The sequence below is a fragment of the uncultured Ralstonia sp. genome, assembly GCA_913056305.1.
In the GTDB taxonomy this organism is placed as follows: Bacteria; Pseudomonadota; Gammaproteobacteria; order Burkholderiales; family Burkholderiaceae; genus Ralstonia.
Genome location: CAJXMR010000003.1, coordinates 27,383 through 50,694, shown reverse-complemented (window position 1 = coordinate 50,694; position 23,312 = coordinate 27,383). Strand labels below are relative to the sequence as shown.

Genomic DNA, 23,312 nt, shown 5'->3' with positions numbered 1-23,312 from the left:
GCGACACGCACCAGCACTGCCACGTCTCTGTGGCTTAGAGCACTTCCAGCGACCGCGGGCCGGACGGCGGCGGGAAGATGCGGTCCAACGCGGCCAGTTGCTCAGGTGTCAGGCTGTGCGCCAGCGCGCCGAAGTTCTCGCGCAACCGGTCGCGATGGCTGGTCTTGGGAATGGCGATGATGTCGTCGCGCGCCAGCAACCACGCCAGCGCCACCTGCGCGGGCGTCATACCGCTCTCCTGGGCAAAACGCACCAGCTTCGGATGCCGGGTCAGCCGCGCCTGTTCAATGGGCGAGTACGCCATCACCGGCACGCGGCGCTCACGCAGCCAGGGCAGCAGGTCCCACTCAATGCCGCGCCGGCCGAGGTTGTACAGCAGCTGGTTGACCGCGACCTGATCGCCACCGGGCGCACCCCAGAGTTCTTCCATATCGGACAGGTCGAGATTGCTCACGCCGTAGTGGCGGATCTTGCCTGCGCGCTGCAGGGCTTGCAGGCCCTGTAGGGTCTCTTCCAGCGGGATGCTGCCGCGCCAGTGCAGCAGGTACAGATCGATGCGGTCGGTGCCGAGCCGCTGCAGGCTACGCTCGCACGCGGCAGCAATGCCGCGCCGGCTGGCATTGTGCGGATAGACCTTGCTGACGAGAAACACCTCGTCGCGCCGCCCGGCCATAGCCTCGCCGACGAGCGTTTCGGACAGGCCCTCGCCGTACATCTCTGCCGTGTCGATCAGGCGCAGGCCGAGATCGAGCCCCAGGCGCAGCGTGGCGATTTCCTCGGCGCGGGCGGCGCGGTGCTCGCCCATATTCCACGTTCCCATGCCGAGCGCAGGCACGCGTTCGCCATCGGGCAAGGTGACATGTTTCATGTGTGTGTTCTGGTTGGCGCAGGCGGGTGGCTCAAGGCACCGTTGCGGGTCTCGCAGCCCCCACTCACCCTAGGTAACAACACGTGAATCTACAAGACGCCGTGCGCGTCGGTAAGGGCAGATCCGTCCGGTCAGAACATACGCCGCGCATACCGTGCGGCCCGAACCCGGATCACGCGGGGTTGCCCGTGCGGGCGCCGATATTGGCAACAGCCGACGTCATGCGAGACAATCGCCGCCATCGCCCGACATCTGTCACGAGGAGCCCGCCATGTCTGTCCTGATATTGGGGTTGTTGATCTTCCTGGGTGTGCATTCGATCCGGATCTTTGCAGACGACTGGCGCACCGCACGGATCGCACAGATGGGCGAGAAGGGCTGGAAGGGCGCGTATTCCGTCGCGTCCATCATCGGGCTGGCGTTGGTGATCTGGGGATACGGCATGGCGCGGCACGCGCCGGTCGTGCTGTGGTTGCCGCCGGCATGGGCGCCGCATCTCGCGGGCCTGCTCACACTGGTGGCATTCATCCTGTTTCCGGCCGCGTACGTGCCGGGCACCCACTTCAAGGCGTGGCTCAAGCATCCGCAAGCGCTCAGTGTGGTGCTGTGGGCCTTGGCGCATCTGCTGGCCAACGGCGCGCTGCACGCGGTCGTGCTGTTCGGCGCCTTCCTCGTCTGGGCGCTCCTGACTTACGCGGCTGCGCGACGGCGGGATCGTGTTGCAGGCACGGTCTATCCCGATGGGGCGTTCTCACGTGATGTGATTGCCGTCGTGGTTGGCGCGGTCGCCTGGGTTGCGTTCGCGTTTTATCTGCATGGGTGGTGGATTGGGGTGAGGCCGTTGGGGTGAGGCGATTACCGCTCACTCAACCGCCGCCACAACGTCGTCTTGCTGATCCCCAACGCAGCGCACACCGCGTCCCGATCGCCATCATGCGCCGCCAGCGCGGCGCGAATTTCATCGGCTTCCACACCCCGGCTACGCTCGCGCAACGTCAGCGCGGCCGTCTTGCCCCGCCCTCGCACCTCGAACACCTCCGGCGCAATCACGCGCAGCACGTCATGCGTGATGGCTCCTTCGTCCGCGTCATCCGCGTCCGCCAGCTCCACCGCAATCCGCTCGATCACGCTCTGCAGCTCGCGCACGTTGCCGGGCCAGGTGTAGCGCCGCAGCGGGTCGGCAATGCCGGCCAGCACGCGCGCGGCCACCTCAGTGTTGGGGATGCGCAGCAACAGGCGCGGCTCGCGGCGAGCGGCCTGCACCAAGAGCTCGGCAGCCACGGGCATCACGTCGTCCGGCCGCTCGCGCAGCGGGGGCAGCGCGATGCTGAGGATGTTGAGGCGGTAGTACAGGTCGGCCCGGAAGGCACCGGCTTCCACCGCATCGGTCAACGCGCGGTGCGTGGCCGCCACCACGCGGATGTCCACGCGCGTGGGCTCGGTGGAGCCCAACCGCACCACCTCGCGCTCCTGCAGCACGCGCAGCAGGCGGCTTTGCAGTGGCTGCGGCATCTCGCCAATCTCATCCAGGAACAGCGTGCCCCGGTGCGCGGCTTCGATCAGCCCGGCCTTGCCGCCCTTGCGTGCACCAGTGAAGGCACCTTCTTCGTAGCCGAACAGCTCGCTCTCCAGCAGCGCTTCGGGAAACGCACCGCAGTTGATGGCGACAAACGGAAAGTCGCGCCGCGCGCTCAGTTGATGCATGCCCTGCGCGACCATCTCCTTGCCGGTGCCGGATTCGCCCAGCACCAGCACGGTGGCATCCGACTTGGCATAGCGTCGCACCAGCGTGCGCACGCGCTCAATGGGCGGGGACTCGCCCACCAGATCATCGAGCCGGTAGCGCGCGCTGAACTGCTGCGGGCGCTGGCGTGAGCGCAGCGTGCGGTCCAGCCGCTCCACCGCGCGGGATTCCTGGAAGGTGAAGACGGTGCCTTCGGCCGCATCGCCGCCCGTGCTGGCCAAGGGGCCGCGGTGGATGACGTAGTTCACGCCGCGCACGGTGCCAAGCGTGTCGCCGTCGGCATCGGGCAGCAGGCCCATCAGGTTGGGCGCGATGTCGAGCAGCGGCCGGCCGGCGGCCGCCTTGGCGTCGATGCCGAGCGCAGTGGCCAGGCGCTCGTTGATGGCCTCGACGCGGCCTTGTGCATCCAGCGCGACCACGCCGTCGCGCAGGTGCTGCAGCAGGTTGTCCAGGCGCTGGCGGCGTAGTGCCTCGCGGCGAGTGGCTTGCACCACTTCCAGCGCGGTGTCGAAGGCGGCGCGCACGGAGTCGCGTGAGTACAGGAACACCGCGTTCATGCCGGCCTGCGCGGCCAGGTCCGTCACCAGGCCGGGGCCCACCACGGCGCCCACCCCCCGGTCGCGCAGGTCGAGCACGCAGCTCTCGGCATCCTGGCGCGATGCGTAGGAGGCGAACACCACGTCCATGCCGTACGCGGCGACGAAGCGGCGCACCTCGTCGGGCGTATCGCCGTGGGTGACGAGCGCCACCGATTGCTCCACGCCCGATGCCGTGCGCCGCGCACGGGCCAGCGCGTGCATCACGTCAAAGCCGGTCGGGTTGATGACGACCACGGGCAGCGACAGGCGCGGCTTCAGGTACGCGCCGTTGGAGCCGCCCGCGACCACCACGTCGGGGCGCTCGGGGCCGGCGGTGTCGATCTCGCGCACGATGTCTTCAAAGCCGAGCGTGATGACGCGCAGCTCGGCGCGGTCGTTGTACTCAGCGGCAAGGTCGAGGAACAGGTCGCTCAGGCGGCTGATGCCGCAGGCCCAGACGCGCGGGCGCTGGGCGAGGTCGGGGGTGGCGGTGTTCATGGGGAGGCTCACTGCGGGTACGGCGGTACAGTCATTATGCGCGCAGCGTTTCCCGTTTGAAATTGGAAATTTCATTTCTGAAATTCCATGTGCAGCACGGGCGACCCGGGCTCATTACGAATCAAGGACTTAGCAAGCTTTCCCGGGCTGGCCTGCTTCCTGCAATAAGGGTTCCGATTTCCTGGAGACCCCATGAGCACAACCCAACGTCATCCCACCAGCGCCGGCGCCAAGTTCCGCCAGGCGGTGGCCGAGTCCCAACCGCTGCAGGTGGTGGGCGCCATCACCGCCTACGCCGCCAAGATGGCCGAGCAGACCGGCTTCAAGGCCGTCTACCTGTCGGGCGGCGGCGTGGCCGCCAACTCGCTGGGCATTCCGGACCTGGGCATCAGCACCATGGAAGACGTGCTGATCGACGCACGCCGCATCACCGATGCCGTGCAGATTCCGCTGATGGTCGACATCGACACCGGCTGGGGCGGCGCCTTCAACATCGCGCGCACGGTGCGCTCGTTCATCAAGGCGGGCGTGGCGGCGGTGCATATGGAGGACCAGGTCGGCCAGAAGCGCTGCGGCCATCGCCCCGGCAAGGAAGTCGTGCCCATCGATGAGATGGTCGACCGCGTGAAGGCCGCCGTGGACGCCCGCACCGATGACGACTTCGTCATCATGGCCCGCACCGATGCCGCCGCGTCGGAAGGCATCGACGCCGCCATCGAGCGCGCGGTGGCCTATGTGGAAGCGGGCGCGGACATGATCTTCCCCGAAGCCATGAAGACGCTGGACGACTACCGCCGCTTCAAGGCCGCCGTGAAGGTGCCCATCCTCGCCAACCTGACCGAGTTCGGCAGCACGCCGCTGTTCACCACCGACGAGCTGCGCAGCGCCAACGTGGACATCGCGCTGTACTGCTGTGGCGCGTATCGTGCGATGAACGCGGCCGCGCTCAACTTCTACCAGACGGTGCTGCGCGACGGCACGCAGAAGGCAGCCGTGGAAACCATGCAGACCCGCGCGGACCTGTACCAATATCTCGGCTACCACGCGTACGAAGACAAGCTGGACGCGCTCTTCGCCACGCAGCATGCGGTGCAGAAATAACCCCCGTTAGATCAAGATCATCAGGAGACCCCACATGAGCGAAGCAGACAACAGCACCCCGAACGCCGGTGCCTTCAAGCCGAAGAAGTCCGTGGCCCTGTCGGGCGTGACGGCGGGCAACACCGCGCTGTGTACGGTCGGCCGCACCGGCAACGACCTGCACTACCGCGGCTACGACATCCTCGACCTGGCCGCCGCCTGCGAGTTTGAAGAAGTGGCCCACCTGCTGGTGCACGGCAAGCTGCCGAACAAGGCCGAACTGGCTGCGTACAAGGCCAAGCTGAAGGCGCTGCGCGGCCTGCCCGCCAACGTGAAGGCCGCACTGGAGTGGGTGCCGGCTTCCGCCCACCCGATGGACGTGATGCGCACCGGCGTGTCGGTGCTCGGCACCGTGCTGCCGGAGAAGGACGACCACAACGTACCCGGCGCGCGCGACATCGCCGACCGCCTGATGGCTTCGCTCGGCTCGATGCTGCTGTACTGGTACCACTACAGCCACAACGGCAAGCGCATCGAGGTGGAGACCGATGACGACTCCATCGGCGGCCACTTCCTGCACCTGCTGCACGGCGTGGAGCCGTCCAAGTCGTGGGTCGACGCGATGCACGTGTCGCTCAACCTGTATGCGGAGCACGAGTTCAACGCCTCCACCTTCACCGGCCGCGTGATTGCCGGCACGGGCTCGGACATCTACTCGGCCATCACCGGCGCCATCGGCGCGCTGCGCGGCCCGAAGCACGGCGGCGCCAATGAAGTCGCGTTCGAGATCCAGAAGCGCTACGACACGCCGGACGAGGCCGAGGCCGACATCCGCCGCCGCGTCGAAGCCAAGGAAGTCGTGATCGGCTTCGGCCACCCGGTCTACACGGTCTCGGACCCGCGCAACAAGGTCATCAAGGAAGTGGCGAAGAAGCTGTCGAAGGAAGCGTCCAACACCAAGATGTTCGACATTGCCGAGCGCCTGGAAACCGTCATGTGGGACATCAAGAAGATGTTCCCGAACCTGGACTGGTTCAGCGCCGTGTCGTACCACATGATGGGCGTGCCCACCGCCATGTTCACGCCGCTGTTCGTGATCGCGCGCACGTCCGGCTGGGCCGCGCACATCATCGAGCAACGCATCGACAACAAGATCATCCGCCCGAGCGCCAACTACACCGGCCCGGAAGACCTGAAGTTCGTGCCGCTCGCCAAGCGCCCGTAAAGAAAAAAGGAACGTCAACCCAAACCCAAAGACGGTTTGGCCGTTGACGTTCCTGCCCTTGATGGCGCCTTGAATTTTTGTGAGCGGGCGGAAAAAAGACGGGGAACTGTCTGAGCGAAGCGAGTTTTCCCCGTCTCCGCCCGGTTACAAAAATTCAAGGAGGCGCTTTTGCAACCTCGCGCCATCTCGGGCGCGCCTTTCTTTGCTTACTTTCTTTGGCAAGACAAAGAAAGTGAGTCAGCCCCGGCAGGGGATGAAACAAGGGATGTACCGACACCATGAACACCACCCATCGCAAGCCCCTCCCCGGCACATCGCTGGACTACTTCGACGCCCGCGAAGCCGTAGAAGCCATCGCACAAGGCACCTACGACAAACTCCCCTACACCTCCCGCGTACTGGCCGAGAACCTGGTACGCCGCTGCGACCCCGCCACCCTCACCGCTTCGCTCAAGCAACTGATCGAACGCAAGCGCGAGCTGGACTTCCCGTGGTTTCCGGCACGTGTGGTCTGCCACGACATCCTGGGCCAGACCGCGCTGGTCGACCTCGCCGGCCTGCGCGACGCGATTGCCGACCAGGGCGGCGACCCAGCCAAGGTCAACCCGGTGGTGCCGGTGCAATTGATCGTCGACCACTCACTGGCGGTGGAATGCGGCGGCTTCGACCCCAATGCCTTCGCCAAGAACCGCGCCATTGAAGACCGCCGCAACGAAGACCGCTTCCACTTCATCGACTGGACCAAGCTCGCGTTCAAGAACGTCGACGTGATCCCGGCAGGCAACGGCATCATGCACCAGATCAACCTGGAGAAGATGTCGCCGGTGATTCAGGCGCACGACGGCGTGGCGTATCCCGACACCTGCGTCGGCACCGACAGCCACACGCCACACGTCGATGCGCTGGGCGTGATCGCCATCGGCGTGGGCGGGCTGGAGGCGGAGAACGTGATGCTCGGCCGCGCATCGTGGATGCGCCTGCCGGACATCGTGGGCGTGGAGCTGACGGGCCAGCGCCAGCCCGGCATCACCGCCACCGACATCGTGCTGGCGCTGACCGAATTCCTGCGCAAACAGAAGGTGGTGGGCGCATACCTGGAGTTCTATGGCGAGGGCGCCGCGCGCCTGACACTGGGCGATCGCGCCACCATCTCCAACATGGCGCCCGAGTACGGTGCGACGGCTGCCATGTTCTCGATCGACAACCAGACGCTCGACTACCTGCGCCTGACCGGCCGCGGCGACGAGCAGGTCGAGCTGGTCGAGACGTATGCCAAGGCCGCAGGCCTTTGGTCCGACACACTCAAGCATGCGGAATACGAACGCGTGCTGCGCTTCGACCTGTCGAGCGTGGTCCGCAACATGGCCGGCCCGTCCAACCCGCACGCACGCGTGGCAACGGCGGACCTCGCCGCCAAGGGCATCGCCGGCCAATGGGAAGAGACGCCGGGCCAGATGCCGGACGGCGCCGTCGTCATCGCCGCCATCACGAGCTGCACCAACACCAGCAACCCGCGCAACGTGATCGCCGCCGCGCTGCTGGCACGCAATGCCAACCGCCTCGGCTTGGTTCGCAAGCCGTGGGTGAAGAGCTCGCTCGCTCCGGGCTCCAAGGCCGTCGAACTGTATCTGGAAGAGGCTGGGCTGAAGGCCGAGCTGGAGACCCTCGGTTTCGGCATCGTCGCGTTTGCCTGCACCACCTGCAACGGCATGAGCGGCGCGCTGGACCCGAAGATCCAGCAGGAGATCATCGACCGCGATCTGTACGCCACCGCCGTGCTGTCGGGCAACCGCAACTTCGATGGCCGCATCCACCCGTATGCCAAGCAGGCCTTCCTCGCCTCGCCGCCGCTGGTGGTGGCCTATGCGATTGCCGGTACGGTGCGCTTCGACATCGAGCGCGACAGCTTCGGCACGGACGCCAACGGCAAGCCCATCACGCTGAAGGACCTGTGGCCGAGCGATGACGAGATCGACGCCATCGTGCGCGCCTCGGTCAAGCCGGAGCAGTTCCGCAAGGTGTACATCCCGATGTTCGACCAGCGCAGCGAATCGTCTGCCAGCGTGAGCCCCCTGTACGACTGGCGTGCGCAGAGCACCTACATCCGCCGCCCGCCGTACTGGGAAGGCGCGCTGGCGGGTGAACGCACGCTCCAGGGTCTGCGCCCGCTGGCTGTGCTGGGTGACAACATCACGACCGACCACCTCTCGCCATCCAACGCCATCCTGGCCAGCAGCGCCGCCGGCGAATACCTCGCCAAGATGGGCTTGCCGGAAGAGGACTTCAACTCGTACGCCACGCACCGCGGCGACCACCTGACCGCGCAGCGCGCGACGTTTGCCAACCCGACGCTCATCAACGAGATGGCCGTGGTGGATGGCGCGGTGAAGAAGGGTTCGCTGGCGCGCATCGAGCCCGAGGGCCGCGTCACGCGCATGTGGGAAGCGATCGAGACCTACATGGAACGCAAGCAACCGCTAATCGTCGTTGCCGGCGCCGATTACGGCCAGGGCAGCTCGCGCGACTGGGCCGCCAAGGGCGTGCGCCTGGCCGGCGTGGAAGCCATCGTGGCCGAAGGCTTCGAGCGCATCCACCGCACCAACCTGATCGGCATGGGCGTGCTGCCGCTGGAGTTCAAGCCGGGCACTACGCGCCTGACGCTGGGCATCGACGGCACCGAAACCTATGACGTGATCGGCGCGCGCAAGCCGCGCGCGGACCTGACGCTGGTGATCCATCGCAAGAACGGCGAGCGTGTAGAAGTGCCGGTCACGTGCCGCCTGGACAGCGACGAGGAAGTGTCGATCTACGAAGCGGGCGGCGTGCTGCAGCGCTTTGCGCAGGACTTCCTGGAATCGAATAAGGAGGCCGCATGACGCATCCGGCGCAGATCAAGATCCCCGCCACCTACATTCGTGGCGGCACCAGCAAGGGCGTGTTCTTCCGCCTGCAGGACCTGCCGGCCGCCGCGCAGCAGCCCGGCGCTGCACGCGACGCACTGCTCATGCGCGTGATCGGCAGCCCCGACCCGTATGGCAAGCAGATCGACGGCATGGGGGGCGCCACGTCCAGCACCAGTAAGACTGTCATCCTCGCCAAGAGCACGCGGCCGGACCATGACGTCGACTACCTGTTCGGCCAGGTCTCGATCGACAAGCCGTTTGTGGACTGGTCGGGCAACTGCGGCAACCTCTCTGCCGCCGTGGGCCCGTTCGCCATCAGCAACGGCTTGGTCGATGCGAGCCGTGTGCCGCACGACGGCGTGGCCATCGTGCGCATCTGGCAGGCCAACATCGGCAAGACCATCGTCGCTCACGTGCCCATCAGCAACGGCGCGGTGCAGGAGACGGGCGACTTCGAGCTGGACGGCGTAACCTTCCCGGCTGCCGAAGTACAGCTCGAATTCCTCGACCCGGCTGCGGATGAAGACGGTGACGGCGGCGGCGCGATGTTCCCCACCGGCAACCTCGTCGACGACCTGGAGGTGCCCGGCGTGGGCACGCTCAAGGCGACGATGATCAACGCGGGCATCCCGACCATCTTCGTGAACGCCGAGGCGATCGGCTACACCGGCACCGAGCTGCAGGACGCGATCAACAGCGACGTGAAGGCGCTGGCGATGTTCGAGACCATCCGCGCGCACGGCGCGGTGCGCATGGGCCTCATCAAGAACCTCGACGAGGCGGCCACGCGGCAGCACACGCCCAAGGTGGCGTTTGTGGCGCAGCCTAAGGACTACGTTTCGTCGAGCGGCAAGAAAGTTGGCGCGGGCGATGTGGACCTGCTCGTGCGCGCCATGTCGATGGGCAAGCTGCACCACGCGATGATGGGCACGGCTGCGGTGGCGATCGGCACGGCAGCGGCCATTCCAGGCACGCTGGTCAACCTCGCGGCCGGTGGTGGCGAGCGCAACGCGGTGCGCTTCGGCCACCCGTCCGGCACGCTGCGCGTGGGCGCCGAGGCCAAGCAGGTGGACGGTGAGTGGACCGTCACCAAGGCCATCATGAGCCGCAGCGCGCGCGTGCTGATGGAGGGCTGGGTGCGCGTACCGGGCTGACGGGGCTGACCGGGCGCGTAGCCCCATCAGCCCGCCACGTCAGGCGAGCGCTCAGCGCTTGCCGCTGACCTGGTCCATGGTCTGGATCAGGTCGGCCAGCGTCTGCTTGCAGGTGGCAGCGTCGGGCTTGCCGGCGCGCAAGGCTTCCAGCGCGCGGTCGATGGCCTTGTCGACACGATGCCAGTCCGATGCGGCGCGCGGCTTGAGACCGGCCTCCGCGCTGTCCCACGAGACTTCCAGATCCTTGATGCGGGTCTTGGCGCCGGCCAGGTCGCCCTTGTCGACGATGGTCGCCGTGTCGACGGCGATGGCGCGGAACGCACCCAAGTCGCCCAGCGCGGACGGCGTGGCCGCATGGGCCGTCTCGATGGGGCTAAGGTTGAGCGCCGAGACATGGCCGGCGGCCGCCATGAACAGGACGAGCCCTGCGGCTGCGAGCGACGGGGTGAGCTTGTTGAACTTCATGACATCTCCTTTGGGTGATGGGAAGCGAAGGCTTCGGGATTAAGCGGCCGAGACGGCGGGAGCGGCACGGTCCGCGCTGCGCTGGGCGAATGCCACCAGCACGACGATGACCGCCAGGAAGACGACGCTGGTCAGCATGGCGCCGAGCCCAAGGCCGCCGTAGGTCTGCGACTGCGATAGGAAGTCACCCAGCGCGGCGCCCAGCGGGCGGGTGAGGATGTAGGCGATCCAGAACGCGAACACCTTGTTCGCGCCCAGCCAGTACGCCAGCGCTGCCAGCGCGATGAGTGCTCCGAACACGACGATGCCGAGTTGGAACCCCAGGCCAAGCGCCTCTGTGGCGAGGTCGCCAGCGGCGGTGCCCAATGCAAACGTGCACAGGATGGCCGCCCAGTAGAACAGCTCGCGCCGGCGGGTATCGATCGCCTGGATGGAAAGCGTCCGCTCGATCCGATACCAGACCGCGAACACCGCAATCAGCAGCACGCTGAAGACGGTCGTACTCACGTAGAGGCTCACACCCAGGCGGTCGGTCAGCATGTCGGTGATCTGCGTGCCCACCACGCTCACGAGCACGACTGTCAGCCAGTAGAGCCACGGCACATAGCGCCGCGCCCGCACCTGAGCTGCAAGCGCGATCGCCAACAACGTCGCCATCGCTCCGCCGGTGATGGCCGTGCCCAGGCCGACGTTGACGGCAAGAAAGTCCGCGCCGGTCTCGCCCACCGTGGTCGACAGGATCTTGATGATCCAGAACCCCAGGGCAACCTGCGGCACCTTGTTGAGCAAGCCGGGCAGCTCGCGTGTCGGTCGTGCATCCATATGGCTCTCCAAAAGAAAATTTCAGGCAGCGGCGGTCAATAGCGCTCGCGTACGTTGTCGTGGTCCAGTTTGTCGATGGCGGCAGACAGCACCCGCCCGCTGTTGGCGTCGACCCTAACGTCGAAGGCGCGGCCGCCCTTGGCGACCTCGACGTCGTAGACCCAGCCGGCACTTGCGCGCTCCAGCCGTGCGCGCAGCGCGCGACCCTGCAGGTGCTGCTCCGCGATGGTGACCGCCTGCGCGAGGGACGTCCCGGTCGGTTCCGCCGACAGCGCATCCGCCTCCAGGCCCAGGCCTCGTGCGCCAAAGGCGGCGGTGCAGACTGCCGTGACCGTCAGGGCAAGCAGCGCGAGCGTGAATTTGAAGTGGCGGAGCATCGTGTCGTCCAACGGCAGAAGTGCTGACCGACACAGACTAGGCAGGCAGACTTAGATGCCCCTGAGGGGCGCAGGCAAGCGCCGCAGAAGTGGTATCTGCGTTGCCGAAAAAAGAAAAAGCCGTTCAGCGCGAAGCATGAACGGCCGGATGGCGAGCCGGCGTGGCCGGCCCGTTCTCGTTTGCAGGCTCAGTGATGCACCGCGCCGCCCAGCGCGCCACCCACGGTGGTCAACGCGCCGCCGACTGCGCCCGTCACCGGTGCCAGCGGGGTGGCCCCACCCGTGGAGGTCAGCGTCGAACCCACGCTGGTGAGCAGCGAACCGACCGGTGCCGTCACGCTGGCGACCGGGTTGGCGCCAGCGCCACCGGTTGCGCCACTCAGTGCGCTGGTCACCGGCGCCAGCGGGCTGCCGCCAGTGGTGCCGCCGAGCGCGCCCGTCACACTACCCAGCGGATTGCTGCCGCCTGTTGCGCCACCCAGCAGACCAGTGATCGGTGCCAGCGGGCTGCCCGACGTGCCGCCGGCCGGCGTGGACAGCGCACCGCCCAGTGCCGCCACCGTATTGCCCGTGGCAGTCACCACATTGCCGAGGCCCGACACGACCGGCGTGTTGGTGCTGCTGAGCGACGTACCGGCATTCGCCACGCCACCGCCCACGGTCTGCAGCAGGTTGGTCGCGGGTGCGCCAATGCCGGTGGCGTTGCCCAGCGTTTGCGTGGCGCTCGTGACCTGCGAGGTCAGCGGCACCACCGCCGTGCTGAGTTGCTGCGTGAGCTGCTCCACCGGGCCGGTCGACAGCGCATTGCCCAGCGTACCGCCCGCGTTGGCCACCGCCTGCCCCACCTGCGAGACCGCCCCGCCCACCGGCGTGGTGACCGGCGACAGCGGCTGCAGCGGGCCGGTGCCCAGGCTGTTCACCAGGCCGCCCGTGGCGGTGACGGTGTTACCGACGTCCGTGACGATATTGCCGGTGCTCGACACCGTGGTGCCGACCGGGTTGGGGGTCGCGCCCATGCTGCCCAGGCCCGATTGCACACCGGTGCCGGCGGCCGAGACGGTGGCGCCCAGGTTGTCCACCACGTTGCCCAGCGCGGACTGCGTGCCGCTCGGCGCACCCGGCACGTTGGCGCTGGAGATGGCCGCGCCCAGACCGCTGACCGTACCGCCCGCCGCGTCGATCACGCCGCCGCTCTTGTTCAGGACCGTGCCGGTGGGCGTCGTGGATGCCGTTGAGGCGGTCCCGCCCGAACCAGCACCGCTGCCGCTACCACTGCCGGAACCTGAACCACCCGAGCCGGAACTGCCGCCATTGCTGGCCGACGATCCACTGCCGCCAGAACCGTTGCTGCCGGACCCGCTGCCGCCGGAGCTGCTGTTGCTGGCTGTCGAACCGGAGCCGCCGCCGGTGGTGCCGCTGGCATCACCCGAGCCGGTGCTGGCGCAGCCGCCCAAAATCAACAGGCCGGCAAGCGTGGCCGAAATCAGTGTGGCGCGATGGATGGTTTTCATGTTTAGGCTCCCGTTCTGAGGAAAGTGCCTGATGGGACCTCGCCCGGCTTTCCCTCAATCGATTTTCGAATGCGCTGCCGATTTCTTTTGTGATCGGCATTGGGCGCAGTCTATTTAGCGGTTGCCGTTTAATTGCAAACCTTTACAAACGCCGGGAGTCCTTATTTGGCGCCAGCTTGTCGCCGCGAAAATGGAAACATCCTGGCGCCGTCGCCACGCAAACGTTGGCAGATACGGGAAATCGACAAATGGCACCGAGACCGCCCTCAAATGCCGGCGCAAAATTAACCAATATGCGTTAGTTGCGTGCGATGAAATGCCACCGATGGTTTACCCATATGCGGGGTTTCCCCGGTCTCATTCAGAAGAAAACCTCTATTTATTCTGGCGAATATTCAGCGCATTCGCGGTCGATAAAACACCGCCATAAAGCTCAGATTGGCCATGGCATTACGTTCCGCATTGCGTTTCAAACATATTCGGGCGCGCGCTCTGCTCACTGGCCGGCGCTTGCCTGGCTCACGCTGCTCGGCAGGGCCGCAAAATCCTCGCTCCGGCTGATGCCCTGCAGCGCCTGCAGCAGCGGCTCGGGCGGGCAGGTCAGCTTGCGCCGGCTCAGGTCGAGCCAGCCCGCGGTGGACGTGACGCGCGCCACCAGCCTGCCGTCGCGCAGGAAGTCGTTGCGCAGCACCATGCGGCTGCCGTCGTCCGACAGCCCGGCCAGCGTCAGGCGCACGATCATGCGATCCAGCAGGTGCAGCTCGCGGAAGTATTCAATCTCATCCTTCATCACCACCGGGCCGATCCGCAGCCGCATGAACTCGGCCATTGGAAAGCCCTGCGACGCGAAGTACAGCATCCGCACATCGGCCGACTTGTCGAGGTACGCCGTGTTCTTCATGTGCGAGTTGAAGTCCATGTCGCCCCAACCGGCGAACAGTTCCTGCTCAAACATCGTGCGGCTCCTGTGTTGTGGAATCCCGCACCGGGTCCGCTGCCAGACGGCTGCGGAGCGGGGGGTGAAGTCACGTCGCGGTCAGACAGTGGCCAGCGTGTTCTTCAGGCCCAGCACCTCGATCGGCGCGATCTCGGGTGCCTTGGCCAGCAGCTCAGGCGCGTTGGCCATCAGCGCCTGGGCGATGGGGCCGTTCAGGTGGGCCTGGCGGTCGGCCTCGGTGGCAAAGGCATCGAAGATGCCGAAGGTGGTGGGCGACAGCCGCAGGGCAAACCAGATGGGCGTGGTGACTTCCTGGTTGGCCATCTCCAGCCCGGCAGCGAGAAAGTCTGCCAAGGCCTGCTCCTTGCCCGGCTTGGCTTCCAGCTTGGCGAACAGTGCGTGTTTGATCATGTCGGTTCTCCTGGTGCCGTGCGGGAAGTCCGCGCGGTTGGTGACACTTTACAAACCGGCCGCCCAGAGAAATACTGTCCCGATTGACAACTTTGATACCGATCCTGCCATGCAGATCGCCGTGCTCGCCCTGGAGGGCGTATTCGATACCGGCTTGGCCACGGTGCTCGATGCCTTCGCGACCGCCAACGAGCTGGCGCGGGTGGCGGGCATCGACATCCCGCCCTTTGATGTGCGCCTGGCGGGTGTGCGGCCGCAGGTGCGCAGCGGCCTGGGGCTGCAGGTGCCGGTGTGCGAGGTGGCGCAGGTTCCCGCCCCCGCGTGGGTGATCGTGCCGGCCATCAGCACCAAGATGCCCGAGGTGCTGGTGCCGGCGCTGGCGCGCGACGACGTGGCGGACGCGCTGCCGGTGCTGCGCGCGTGGGCAGACGGCGGCGCGCGCATGGGCGCGGCCTGCATCGGCACCTTCGTGCTGGCGGAAACCGGCCTGCTGGACGGCCACGAGGCCACCACCACGTGGTGGCTGACGCCGCTGTTCCGCCAGCGCTATCCGGCGGTCAAGCTCGATGCGCACCGCATCGTTGTGCCCAGCGGCAGCGTACTGACGGCGGGCGCCGCGCTCAGCCACATCGACCTGGCCCTGTGGCTGATCCGGCAGAGCAGCCCGGAGTTGTCGGCGCTGGTGGCGCGCTACCTGATCTTCGACACGCGGCCGTCGCAATCGGCCTACGTGATTGCCGACCACCTCACGCACGCCGACCCGCTGGTGGAGCGCTTCGACCGCTGGGTGCGTGAGCGCCTGGACACGGCCATCACACTGGATGCCGCCGCCGAGGCGCTGGCCACCAGCAAGCGCACGCTGTCACGCCGTCTGAACGACGTGCTGGGCAAGACGCCCATCGCCTACATCCAGGACCTGCGCATCGAGCGCGCGGTGCACCTGCTCAAAACCAGCAAGCACAGCGTCGACCGCATCGCCGAGCAGGTCGGCTATGCCGACGGCGTGACGCTGCGCGCGCTGCTGCGCAAGCGGCTGGGCAAGGGTGTGCGCGAACTGCGCGCGGGGTGAGGCAAGCAGGCGCCTAGGCCGGCTCTTGCCGCTGCAGGCGCGTCAGGTGAAACGACTGCCGCCGCTCGAACCCCATCCGCTCATACAAGCCGAACGCCCCGCTGTTGTGGTCGAGCACGTGCAGGAATGGCGTCTGCCCGCGCTGCCCGATCTCGTTCTGCAGGATGCGGATGAGCCGGTTGGCGATGCCACGGCCACGGTACGCATCGTCGACGCAGACCGTGCTGATCTCGACATAGCCGCCTATGCGCAAGCGCTCGCCGGCCATGGCGATCAGCTTGCCGCCATCACGCAGGCCGATGTAGTTGCCCATCGTGTGCGTGCGGACCTTGAACGGGCCGGGCTCGGTCCGCCGCGTGAGGTCGAGCATGTCGGCCGCGTCGGCATCGCCCAGGCGCACGATGTCTGCCGACTCGACCGGCCAGTGCGCGCCATGGGGGGCCATCAATTGATGCAGGACGCCAGGCCGCGCAACGTGCAGCCCCGGCAGCTCCCCGACGGGCGCCAAGGTCCAGACGGTGACTTGGCCGCCCGGTTCGATCAGCCGCTGCAGTTCCTGCCAGGCGGCTGGGCTGTCTTCGGCCACTGCAGCGAACTGGGCGACGTCCGGCCGGTAGCGGCAGGCAAGCGCGCCGCCTTGGCGCAGATGCTGGTGTTCAGTGGCCAGAGCGGACCAGATAGGGGTGTCGAGGGGGTGTTGGGCGGAGGAAGACATGGTCTATCGGCTTGGCAGCGGATGCATTGGATGATCAGCCCATGATGAAGATGGTGCGGATGCGAGCGCCTAGTACGTCAAACCGCACATACCTGGTTTCATCGAGCACGTAGCGATGGGACTGGAAACCGGGGGGTGCGACCGGGCCCATGCTGGGCAACGGCTCACCCAGACGGGCACGCAGCGTGCCCGCGTCGTCACCAACGCGGATGCCCTTGATCTCGCCAGCATAGGGCGCATCAACGCGCACGGTATACACCCGGCCGTTCTGATCGAAGAATACCCAGATGCCTTTGTCCACCAGGTGCAGCGAGGTCTTGCCGGCGTTCATGTCGGGCACGTTTGCAGGCAAGGTCGACGGGCGCGACACCGGCATCGGATCGACGCCGGTTTTCAGGACAGACTTGACGGTGTTAACGCTGTCGCCCATATGGATATCCAAAGCAGACACGCTGCCACCGGCGTAGACCGGCGCTGGCGCTGGCATTGTCACGGGCGCTGGTGTCGCGCCCGGCGACTGGCTAGCGCCCGCCGGCGGAACCCGGGCAATACCGGCGTCAGAAGCCGGAGCGGTGTCCGCAAACGCGGTCTTGATCAGCGGCCAATACACCTCACCCCAATTCCGCAGCTTTTCAATGTAGGCCGCCTTCTCCGGGAAGCGCTTGACGTTCGAGCTGTGCCAATCCGAATCTCGGAACGACACTGCCGTACCCGTGGCAATGCCCTCGGCTTCCGGACTGAACAGATAGGACACCTCAAGAAACCCCCACTTTTCAGCCCGGCCAAACTGAACGCCCACCAGATCCTGCGGATATGAGACCCCCTTGGCGGCCATGTCACCCGCGGCAGCGCGGTCGATCACATTCATCTGGATGCCGCGATCCGCCCACTGCTGCCAGGGCGGCGTGTAGTAGTTGAAGACAAACCAACAGGCCTCATGGTCCTGCGGGACAATCGCCTCGACATACGTGTAGCTATTGTTCGGCTCGCCCACTTTGCAGCGCTTGAGCTCGGGAAATCCTGCACCGGGATTGGCCTTGCTACGCAGGGCGGTCACCCGGATCGCTCCGGTCAGGTGCTTGTGCTCGACACGACCAAAGAAATAGGCCATACCGGTCGCGGTCGGGATGGTGATGCTGGTATTCGACAGCATGGCCCAGTTGCCCGCAGGCAGCGGCAATTTGTATCCATTCACGACTACCGAACCGCTGTAGGTCCGACCGAGCAGGGCATTGTCGATGCCGGTGCCATTCCCGGCAGCATTCGCACCACCCGCATTGGCCAGCGAGATATCGGCGTTGCGGGGCGCCGGGTCAGCCAACCTAGCCGCCTTTTGCGTGAGGGGTGGCGCAACAGTGGCCACAGCTTGAGCCGGCACGCGTTGCCGCGCGACAGTGGGGCCGCCAGCCGGCTGCTGTACCGCAGCCGCAGCCGGCAGCGGCGCCACATTGGCGGTCGCCATCGTTGATGTTGATTGCGGCACATACGTTGCCGCCTGCGATGGAAGCTGGCCGACACTCGGCGCATCTTCCTTGCGCTGCGCCAGGAAAAGTCCGGAAAGCAACGTCAGCAGCAATGCCGACAGCAGGCAGAATCGCCAAAGCCCGGCCCGTGCCCACAGCGTGCGAAAAGCCCCCGGCGGCTGAACGCTTTGCATCATGCGGCAGACCGCAACGGCTTCGCGACGACGACTCCATCGTGCATCATCAGCATCACCCGGTTGTGCCCTTGCTGCTTGGCGTCGATCAGGGTATCGGCGATGCCCTCCTCAACGGCGCGCACCAGATCGCGCGACGAGCTGCCGGTTCCGAGGCGCTTCTGCCGACGCATGATGTCGAGCAGGATCTCCGGGTCAATGCCGTTCTGCGAGATCTCCAGCCCGTATCCACGGATCATGGCTTCGATCTCCAGCGCGGTCACCCGTGCGATGTCCAGCCCCGACAGCGGCTTGAAGACAAAGATGCGGTCGATGCGGTTGAGCACTTCCGGTGCAAACCCGGCCTCGCGCAACGCAAGGCTGGAGGCACGGCGCAATTCGTCCGGCTGGTTGGCCAGCGACTGGCTCAGCCCTTGCAACACGTCCGTGGCCGCGTTGGTGGTCAGGACAAAGATTGCGCCAGTGGTGGACACCTGCTGGCCATCGGAGGCCTCGGTAATGAAACCGTCGTTCCACGCGGTCAGGAAATTCTTGTGGACTTCCGGGTGGGCCTTCTCGATTTCATCAAGCAACACCACGGCGTCTGGCGTGTCGCGCAGTGCGCCGGTCAACTTGCCATAGGTGTCCGAACCAACATAGCCCTTGGACGAGCCGAACAGCTGTGTCGCGCCGTGGCTGCCGCTGGCGAACTGTGTCATGTCGAAATGCAGCAGCTTGCGCTGCAGCTCGGCGGCCAGGCACTTCGCCAGGTATGTCTTGCCGGTGCCGGGCGGGCCCGCCAGCAGGAACACGCCCACCGGCTTGCCACGCAGCTTGAGCGCGAGCCGCCGCCGGATCTGCGCAGCCATGTCATCGCACACCGCGTCCTGGCCCACGACCTTGCCCTTGAGCGCGCGGGCCAACTCCTCCGCATCGATGAAGACCGCTTCCGGCTCCTGGGCCAGCTTGTCTTCCAGCGCCTGTCGGTTGGTCAGGCGATCGAGAATATCCATGAAAAAGCCCCCTCTGCCCGTATCGGTCTGTTGATTGCGCTGTCGTTCGTGAAAGAGGCCCGCCAGGGTCAGGAACCAGAAGCACGCCGCGCCTCCTGCAATCCACCACGCGTGGGCCCCTAGGAAATCGCCCAACTCATGCAGCGAGCGTCCAAGCGCGCTGCCCGACGGGCCATGCTGTGACCAGAACTGGGCCACCGCAACGATGGCGACCACAAGAAATGTTACCGGCATCAAGCGAGAGGCCGTTGCAACCAGCCAGCGCATCAGTTCACCCTGACGTTGAGGCTAAGCACCTGGCCGACACTCATGATCGGCAGAATCGCCTGAGTCGCGCCCGAGGCCAGCCCTACCGTCACGCCACCGCCCTCGCCGTCGCGCACACCGGTAATGCGGACATGCCCGTCGGCAGGCACCGGAATTGCAAAGGTCATGGGCTGCTTCTTGAGCACCACGGTACGGGAATAGCCTTGGCTGTCGATGCGGACGACGTCGCCGTCTTCGGCATCGGTATCCCACAATGTCACCCATGCAAGCCGCCGCGAAGACGGATGCGCCGGCAGCGCGTCCGGCACAGGCTGCTGCACCGGACGCGGGGCAGCCTGCGCTTGGACTGGAGCGGCCTGGGCCGAAGCGGCGTTGGCATTGGCACTTGCGTTGAGGTCGGCTTGCAGGGCCACCTGTGCCGCAGGAGGCAATGCCATCGACTCGACAGCCTTGGGCTCGTCGGATAGTGGAACAACGGCCAAATCGACCGTGCCAAGCGTGGCAAAACTCGCTGCGCGCGCTTGCTGCTGGGCATTGCTCAGATGATCGCCGGAGGCGTGGATACCCAATAAGCCACCGCCGGAATAAATCGATGCTGCGCCACCGACGCCGCCAACGATCAAAATGGCAGCCAATAATGATTGGGCCAAAATGGAGAGCGAGGAATGGCTCTTGCGTTGAGCCTTCGGCTCTGGCTTTGGCTGGGCCAACCTGGGCGCATGGTTCATTGTGAGACGGACCAGCCCGCCGAGGCTGGGCCGATGCTTTCTTTCATTTCCCTGAATGTGCAGGCATCTTAACGTAAAAATTGGTGATATCGACCGATCACAACAGAGGGTTGTTTTACACAAACACTTCGGTCAGAAGCGTTGAAAACCAACTTGGCGGATGCCGATCAATCCTCGGCACCCGTCGAGCTAACGGTACAGACGCACGCGATAAACCGTACGCTCAACGCCCCACACGCAGAGCGGCCACCTCCGCCCGCCACTGCACAAACCGCTGCGCACGTGCGACCGCATCACCGTCGTCGCGCCCGTAGCGCAGCGCGACATAGCCGGCGGCCACGCGGCGCAAGGCCTCGGCCGCCTGCGGAAACTGCGCGGCCGCGCGCTCGGCATAGGCCACCGGCCCTTCCGCTGCGCCGCGCGCACAACCGTGCCGCGCCAGCCGGTCGCATACGCGCTGCCATTGCGCCTGCACCGGGTCCGGCTTGGCCGGCCGCTGCTGCCACAGCAGCGGCAGCGCGGCCAGCAGGAACAGGCCCGACACGGCCCACAACACCGCGCGTGGGTCAGCGGCATCCAGCCCCAGCCAGGCGAACAGTTCAGCCTGGCGGTTGCGGTCATAGCCGAGCACCCAGCGGTTCCAGCCGCTGATCAGGCCATCGAGCCCCCAGCGCACACTGCGCAGCCAGGTGGGCTCCTCCACGCGGCGCGAGTGGAATTCGCTGGCGGGCACGGCGGCCGCCAGGCCGCGTTCGACGCGCTGCGGCGCGACGGCGGCGGTCGGGTCCACGCGCACCCAGCCGCGCCCCTGCAGCCAGACCTCGGCCCAGGCGTGCGCGTCGGACTGGCGCACGATCACATCGCCGCTCACGGCATTGACCTCGCCGCCCTGATAGCCGACCACCACGCGCGCCGGCACGCCTGCGGCGCGCATCAGGAAAACGAAGCTGCCCGCGTAGTGCTCGCAAAAGCCGCGATGCGTGCGGAACAGGAAATCGTCGATCTGCGCGCCCTGCAGCGGCTCGGGTTCGAGCGTGTAGGCAAAGGGCGCGCTGCCGAACAGCTTGAGGGCCGCGGTTACACGATCCACGGGCGGCAGGTCCGCCCACTTGGCCGCCAGCGCGCGCGTCTGCGGGTTGCCCGGCGGCAGCACCAGCGCGGTCTGCTGCGTCTGGGGGTCGAGCGCTTGCGCATCGTCGGTCGCCGCCCTGTTCGGCAGGCGTGAACGCGCGTGATAGCGGATGCGCTGCTCGACCGGCTGCGCACCCAGGAACTCCGCGTCGACACTGCGCCCGATGCCGTCGTGCGCATCAATCGACACGCCGCGATCGAGCGCGAACAGCCAGCGCTGGTGCGTCGCCTCGAGCGTGACGTGGTAGTCGACCATGCCCGCTGCGCCGCCGGCCGCGCTCGCAGAATCGGGTACGCCCCCCGGCGCGGGGCGTTGCCGCGTCGACCACGGTGACCAGGTCTTCCCATCGAAGCGGCCCAGCACGATGCCGCGCCAGTACAGTTGGCCGAGCGGCGGCGTGGGGCCGGCGAAGTCGGCGCGGAAGGCGAGATCGTCCGACAGGATCAACTGGCCGATCGAGCCCGGCGCCATGGTGTCGGACAGGCCGCTGGTGGCCGTGTCGGCGCTTTGCGGCAAGCGCCACAGCGGATGGTCCAGGCGAGGAAACAGCAGGAACAGCACGGCCGCAAACGGCAGGCCCATCGTCGCCAGCCGCGCCAGCATCCGCGCGGGCGAGAGCCGCGTGCGCGCCTGCGGGTGCAGCAGCAGCATCCAGTTGTAAAGCAGCAGCGCGAGGGAGGCCAGCAGCGTCGCCGCCAGCCACGGCGGCTGGTCGAACAGCGTCTGCGACAGCAGCAGGAAGCAGCACAGCTGCGTCACCAGCACACCGTTGCGCACCGTGTGCGATTCCATCAGCTTGAGCACGAGAAACGCGCCCAGCAGCGCCACCGACAGGTCGCGGCCGAGATTGCCGCCGGTGCGCAACGCCAACGCCACCGTCGCGGCCAGCACGGCGATGCCCACGGCGCCCAGCAGCCACTTGCCCGGCAGCGGCGCGCGCCGCACCCACAGCAGCAGGCGCCACAGCAGCAGCACGCCGAACACGCCGCACGTCACCAGCGGCAGGCTGCGCAGCAGCGGTGCCAGCACCAGCGCGAGCTGGGCGATCAGCCAGCCGTGCTCGCGGTGGGTGAGCGCGCGGGTGGAACCGAAGGCCGCACTCATACCTCGTTCTCCGGCATGGGCGCCCTGCCCCACAGCGCCAGCGCCTGCAGGCAGGCATCGCGGTGCGCCGGGCCGCGTGCGGGGCCGATGGAGAGGCCGGGCAGCGTCAGCGTGTATTCGAGTTCGTCGCCAGCGGGGCTGGTGTGCTCGGCGGCCAGCACCCAGGCGCACAGGCGCGACAGGCGTGCCTCGGGGTCCAGCGATGGCGGCATCGCGTCCCACGCCAGCACGCACTGTGCATAGTGGACCTGCTGGCCGCTGCGGCTCATCCACGTGTCGAGCCGCGCGCTGTGCTTCCAGGCGATGCTGCGCAGCGGGTCGCCGGGGCGGTAGGGGCGCAGTTGGTCGGCGGCTTCTTCGACATGGGTGCGGGCGGCGCGCTGGGCGTCTTCCTCGCCGGGGTCGGGCGCGAAGGCAGCGGGCAGCGGCGGCGCGGTGGCTTCGGGCGCGGGATAGACCAGCAGCGTGAGTGGCGCATCGGCATAGCTCCATGCGCGAAACAGGCCAAGCGGAAAGCGCGTCGACACCGTCAGGCGCGGCAGCCGGAACCAGCCGCGCGGCTGCGCGCCGAACGACAGCGCCGCCACCGTGCCGTCCTGCGCGTCGAGCGAAGACTCGGTGGGTGCGGCCTCACGCGCGGTGGTCTCCACACCCACGCGGGCCCAGGCGGTGGCGTTGCCCAGCGCCACGTTCACGTTGACGGCGTGGCCGGCAAACACCGCCTCGCCCGTCGCGCCACGCACCTCCAGGTCGACCAGGTTGCGATGGGTCTGCCACATGGCGGACGCGCCCACGCCGGCCAGCACAAAAGTCAGCAGAAAGCCGAGGCTGACGTTGTAGTTGAGCGAGGTCACCAGCATCACCATCAGCAGCAGCGCAAAGCCGAAGCCGGTGGCGGTGGGGAGGATGTAGACGTGGTTGCGGTCGATCCGGATCTTGCCGTCGCGCGGCGTGCGCGGGCGCGACAGGAAGCGCTGCACGCGGGCGCGTGCGAAGCGGACGCCGGGCAGCGCCGCCAGCACCGCGCCCAATGCGCGGAACGGCAGCGTCAGCAATGACGTGAAGCGCGCCATGG

At 66.9% G+C, this 23,312-nt stretch carries 20 protein-coding genes; 6 read left to right on the top strand and 14 right to left on the bottom strand.

From position 1 onward, the window contains the following. Positions 1–34: 34 nt before the first annotated feature. The gene (locus QZ609_RS01265) at positions 35–868 is read right to left on the bottom strand and encodes an aldo/keto reductase (RefSeq protein ID WP_295489955.1); all 834 of its coding nucleotides are present in this window, start codon (positions 866–868) and stop codon (positions 35–37) included. A 271-nt stretch (positions 869–1,139) separates the two neighbouring features. Between QZ609_RS01265 and QZ609_RS01260 the strand changes: the two genes are divergently transcribed. Further along, positions 1,140–1,718 (top strand): NnrU family protein, encoded by a 579-nt coding sequence (locus tag QZ609_RS01260; RefSeq protein WP_295489953.1) that lies wholly within the window; start codon positions 1,140–1,142, stop codon positions 1,716–1,718. Positions 1,719–1,723: 5 nt separating this feature from the next. Here QZ609_RS01260 and prpR read toward each other — a convergent pair whose 3' ends face one another. Further along, entirely contained in the window at positions 1,724–3,688 is a 1,965-nt protein-coding gene (gene prpR, locus QZ609_RS01255; RefSeq protein ID WP_295489951.1) for a propionate catabolism operon regulatory protein PrpR, read from the bottom strand. A 192-nt stretch (positions 3,689–3,880) separates the two neighbouring features. On the opposite strand from prpR, the gene prpB reads away from it, so the two are divergent. The 4 genes from prpB to prpF all read left to right on the top strand — a co-directional run bounded on the left by prpB (position 3,881) and on the right by prpF (position 10,050). Beyond that, complete coding sequence (prpB, locus tag QZ609_RS01250; protein ID WP_295489949.1) at positions 3,881–4,789, top strand: methylisocitrate lyase; 909 nt, start codon at positions 3,881–3,883, stop codon at positions 4,787–4,789. A 34-nt stretch (positions 4,790–4,823) separates the two neighbouring features. Then, on the top strand, positions 4,824–5,993 hold the full coding sequence (gene prpC, locus QZ609_RS01245) for a 2-methylcitrate synthase (RefSeq protein ID WP_295489947.1): 1,170 nt from the start codon (positions 4,824–4,826) through the stop codon (positions 5,991–5,993). A 278-nt stretch (positions 5,994–6,271) separates the two neighbouring features. Then, entirely contained in the window at positions 6,272–8,869 is a 2,598-nt protein-coding gene (gene acnD / locus QZ609_RS01240; protein ID WP_295489944.1) for a Fe/S-dependent 2-methylisocitrate dehydratase AcnD, read from the top strand. Further along, the gene (gene prpF, locus QZ609_RS01235) at positions 8,866–10,050 is read left to right on the top strand and encodes a 2-methylaconitate cis-trans isomerase PrpF (RefSeq protein ID WP_295489941.1); all 1,185 of its coding nucleotides are present in this window, start codon (positions 8,866–8,868) and stop codon (positions 10,048–10,050) included. Before acnD ends, prpF begins: the two co-directional genes overlap by 4 nt. Positions 10,051–10,101: 51 nt before the next feature. On the opposite strand, the gene QZ609_RS01230 is transcribed toward prpF, so the two are convergent. The 6 genes from QZ609_RS01230 to QZ609_RS01205 all read right to left on the bottom strand — a co-directional run bounded on the left by QZ609_RS01230 (position 10,102) and on the right by QZ609_RS01205 (position 14,573). Further along, positions 10,102–10,461, bottom strand: a complete 360-nt coding sequence (locus QZ609_RS01230; protein ID WP_295490014.1) for a hypothetical protein — start codon at positions 10,459–10,461, stop codon at positions 10,102–10,104. Between the two features lie 93 nt (positions 10,462–10,554). Further along, positions 10,555–11,337 carry a hypothetical protein gene (locus QZ609_RS01225; protein WP_295489938.1) on the bottom strand — a complete coding sequence of 261 codons (783 nt, stop codon included), beginning with the start codon at positions 11,335–11,337 and terminating at the stop codon, positions 10,555–10,557. Positions 11,338–11,372: 35 nt separating this feature from the next. Next, positions 11,373–11,714, bottom strand: a complete 342-nt coding sequence (locus tag QZ609_RS01220; protein WP_295489937.1) for a PepSY domain-containing protein — start codon at positions 11,712–11,714, stop codon at positions 11,373–11,375. Between the two features lie 188 nt (positions 11,715–11,902). Further along, complete coding sequence (locus QZ609_RS01215) at positions 11,903–13,225, bottom strand: collagen-like triple helix repeat-containing protein (protein WP_295489933.1); 1,323 nt, start codon at positions 13,223–13,225, stop codon at positions 11,903–11,905. Between the two features lie 496 nt (positions 13,226–13,721). Continuing rightward, positions 13,722–14,180 (bottom strand): thioesterase family protein, encoded by a 459-nt coding sequence (locus tag QZ609_RS01210; protein ID WP_295489931.1) that lies wholly within the window; start codon positions 14,178–14,180, stop codon positions 13,722–13,724. Positions 14,181–14,261: 81 nt separating this feature from the next. Continuing rightward, positions 14,262–14,573 carry an antibiotic biosynthesis monooxygenase gene (locus QZ609_RS01205; RefSeq protein WP_295489928.1) on the bottom strand — a complete coding sequence of 104 codons (312 nt, stop codon included), beginning with the start codon at positions 14,571–14,573 and terminating at the stop codon, positions 14,262–14,264. A 109-nt stretch (positions 14,574–14,682) separates the two neighbouring features. Here QZ609_RS01205 and QZ609_RS01200 point away from each other — a divergent pair, with 109 nt between their 5' ends. Next, a complete protein-coding gene (locus QZ609_RS01200; RefSeq protein WP_295489925.1) occupies positions 14,683–15,642 on the top strand; it encodes a helix-turn-helix domain-containing protein in 960 nt (319 codons plus the stop codon). A 13-nt stretch (positions 15,643–15,655) separates the two neighbouring features. On the opposite strand, the gene QZ609_RS01195 is transcribed toward QZ609_RS01200, so the two are convergent. The 6 genes from QZ609_RS01195 to QZ609_RS01170 form a co-directional block, all read right to left on the bottom strand. Then, positions 15,656–16,357, bottom strand: coding sequence for a GNAT family N-acetyltransferase (locus tag QZ609_RS01195; RefSeq protein WP_295489923.1), 702 nt, complete (start codon positions 16,355–16,357; stop codon positions 15,656–15,658). A gap of 34 nt (positions 16,358–16,391) precedes the next feature. Next, complete coding sequence (locus QZ609_RS01190; RefSeq protein ID WP_295489920.1) at positions 16,392–18,017, bottom strand: hypothetical protein; 1,626 nt, start codon at positions 18,015–18,017, stop codon at positions 16,392–16,394. Next, positions 18,014–19,006, bottom strand: a complete 993-nt coding sequence (locus tag QZ609_RS01185) for an AAA family ATPase (RefSeq protein ID WP_295489917.1) — start codon at positions 19,004–19,006, stop codon at positions 18,014–18,016. The genes QZ609_RS01190 and QZ609_RS01185 overlap by 4 nt, the downstream gene beginning before the upstream one ends. A gap of 266 nt (positions 19,007–19,272) precedes the next feature. Beyond that, the gene (locus tag QZ609_RS01180; protein ID WP_295489914.1) at positions 19,273–20,001 is read right to left on the bottom strand and encodes a hypothetical protein; all 729 of its coding nucleotides are present in this window, start codon (positions 19,999–20,001) and stop codon (positions 19,273–19,275) included. Between the two features lie 223 nt (positions 20,002–20,224). Next, positions 20,225–22,237 (bottom strand): DUF3488 and DUF4129 domain-containing transglutaminase family protein, encoded by a 2,013-nt coding sequence (locus tag QZ609_RS01175; RefSeq protein ID WP_295489912.1) that lies wholly within the window; start codon positions 22,235–22,237, stop codon positions 20,225–20,227. Further along, positions 22,234–23,310: a DUF58 domain-containing protein gene (locus QZ609_RS01170; protein WP_295489910.1), complete on the bottom strand. Its 1,077-nt coding sequence runs from the start codon at positions 23,308–23,310 to the stop codon at positions 22,234–22,236. Before QZ609_RS01170 ends, QZ609_RS01175 begins: the two co-directional genes overlap by 4 nt. Positions 23,311–23,312: the final 2 nt, after the last annotated feature.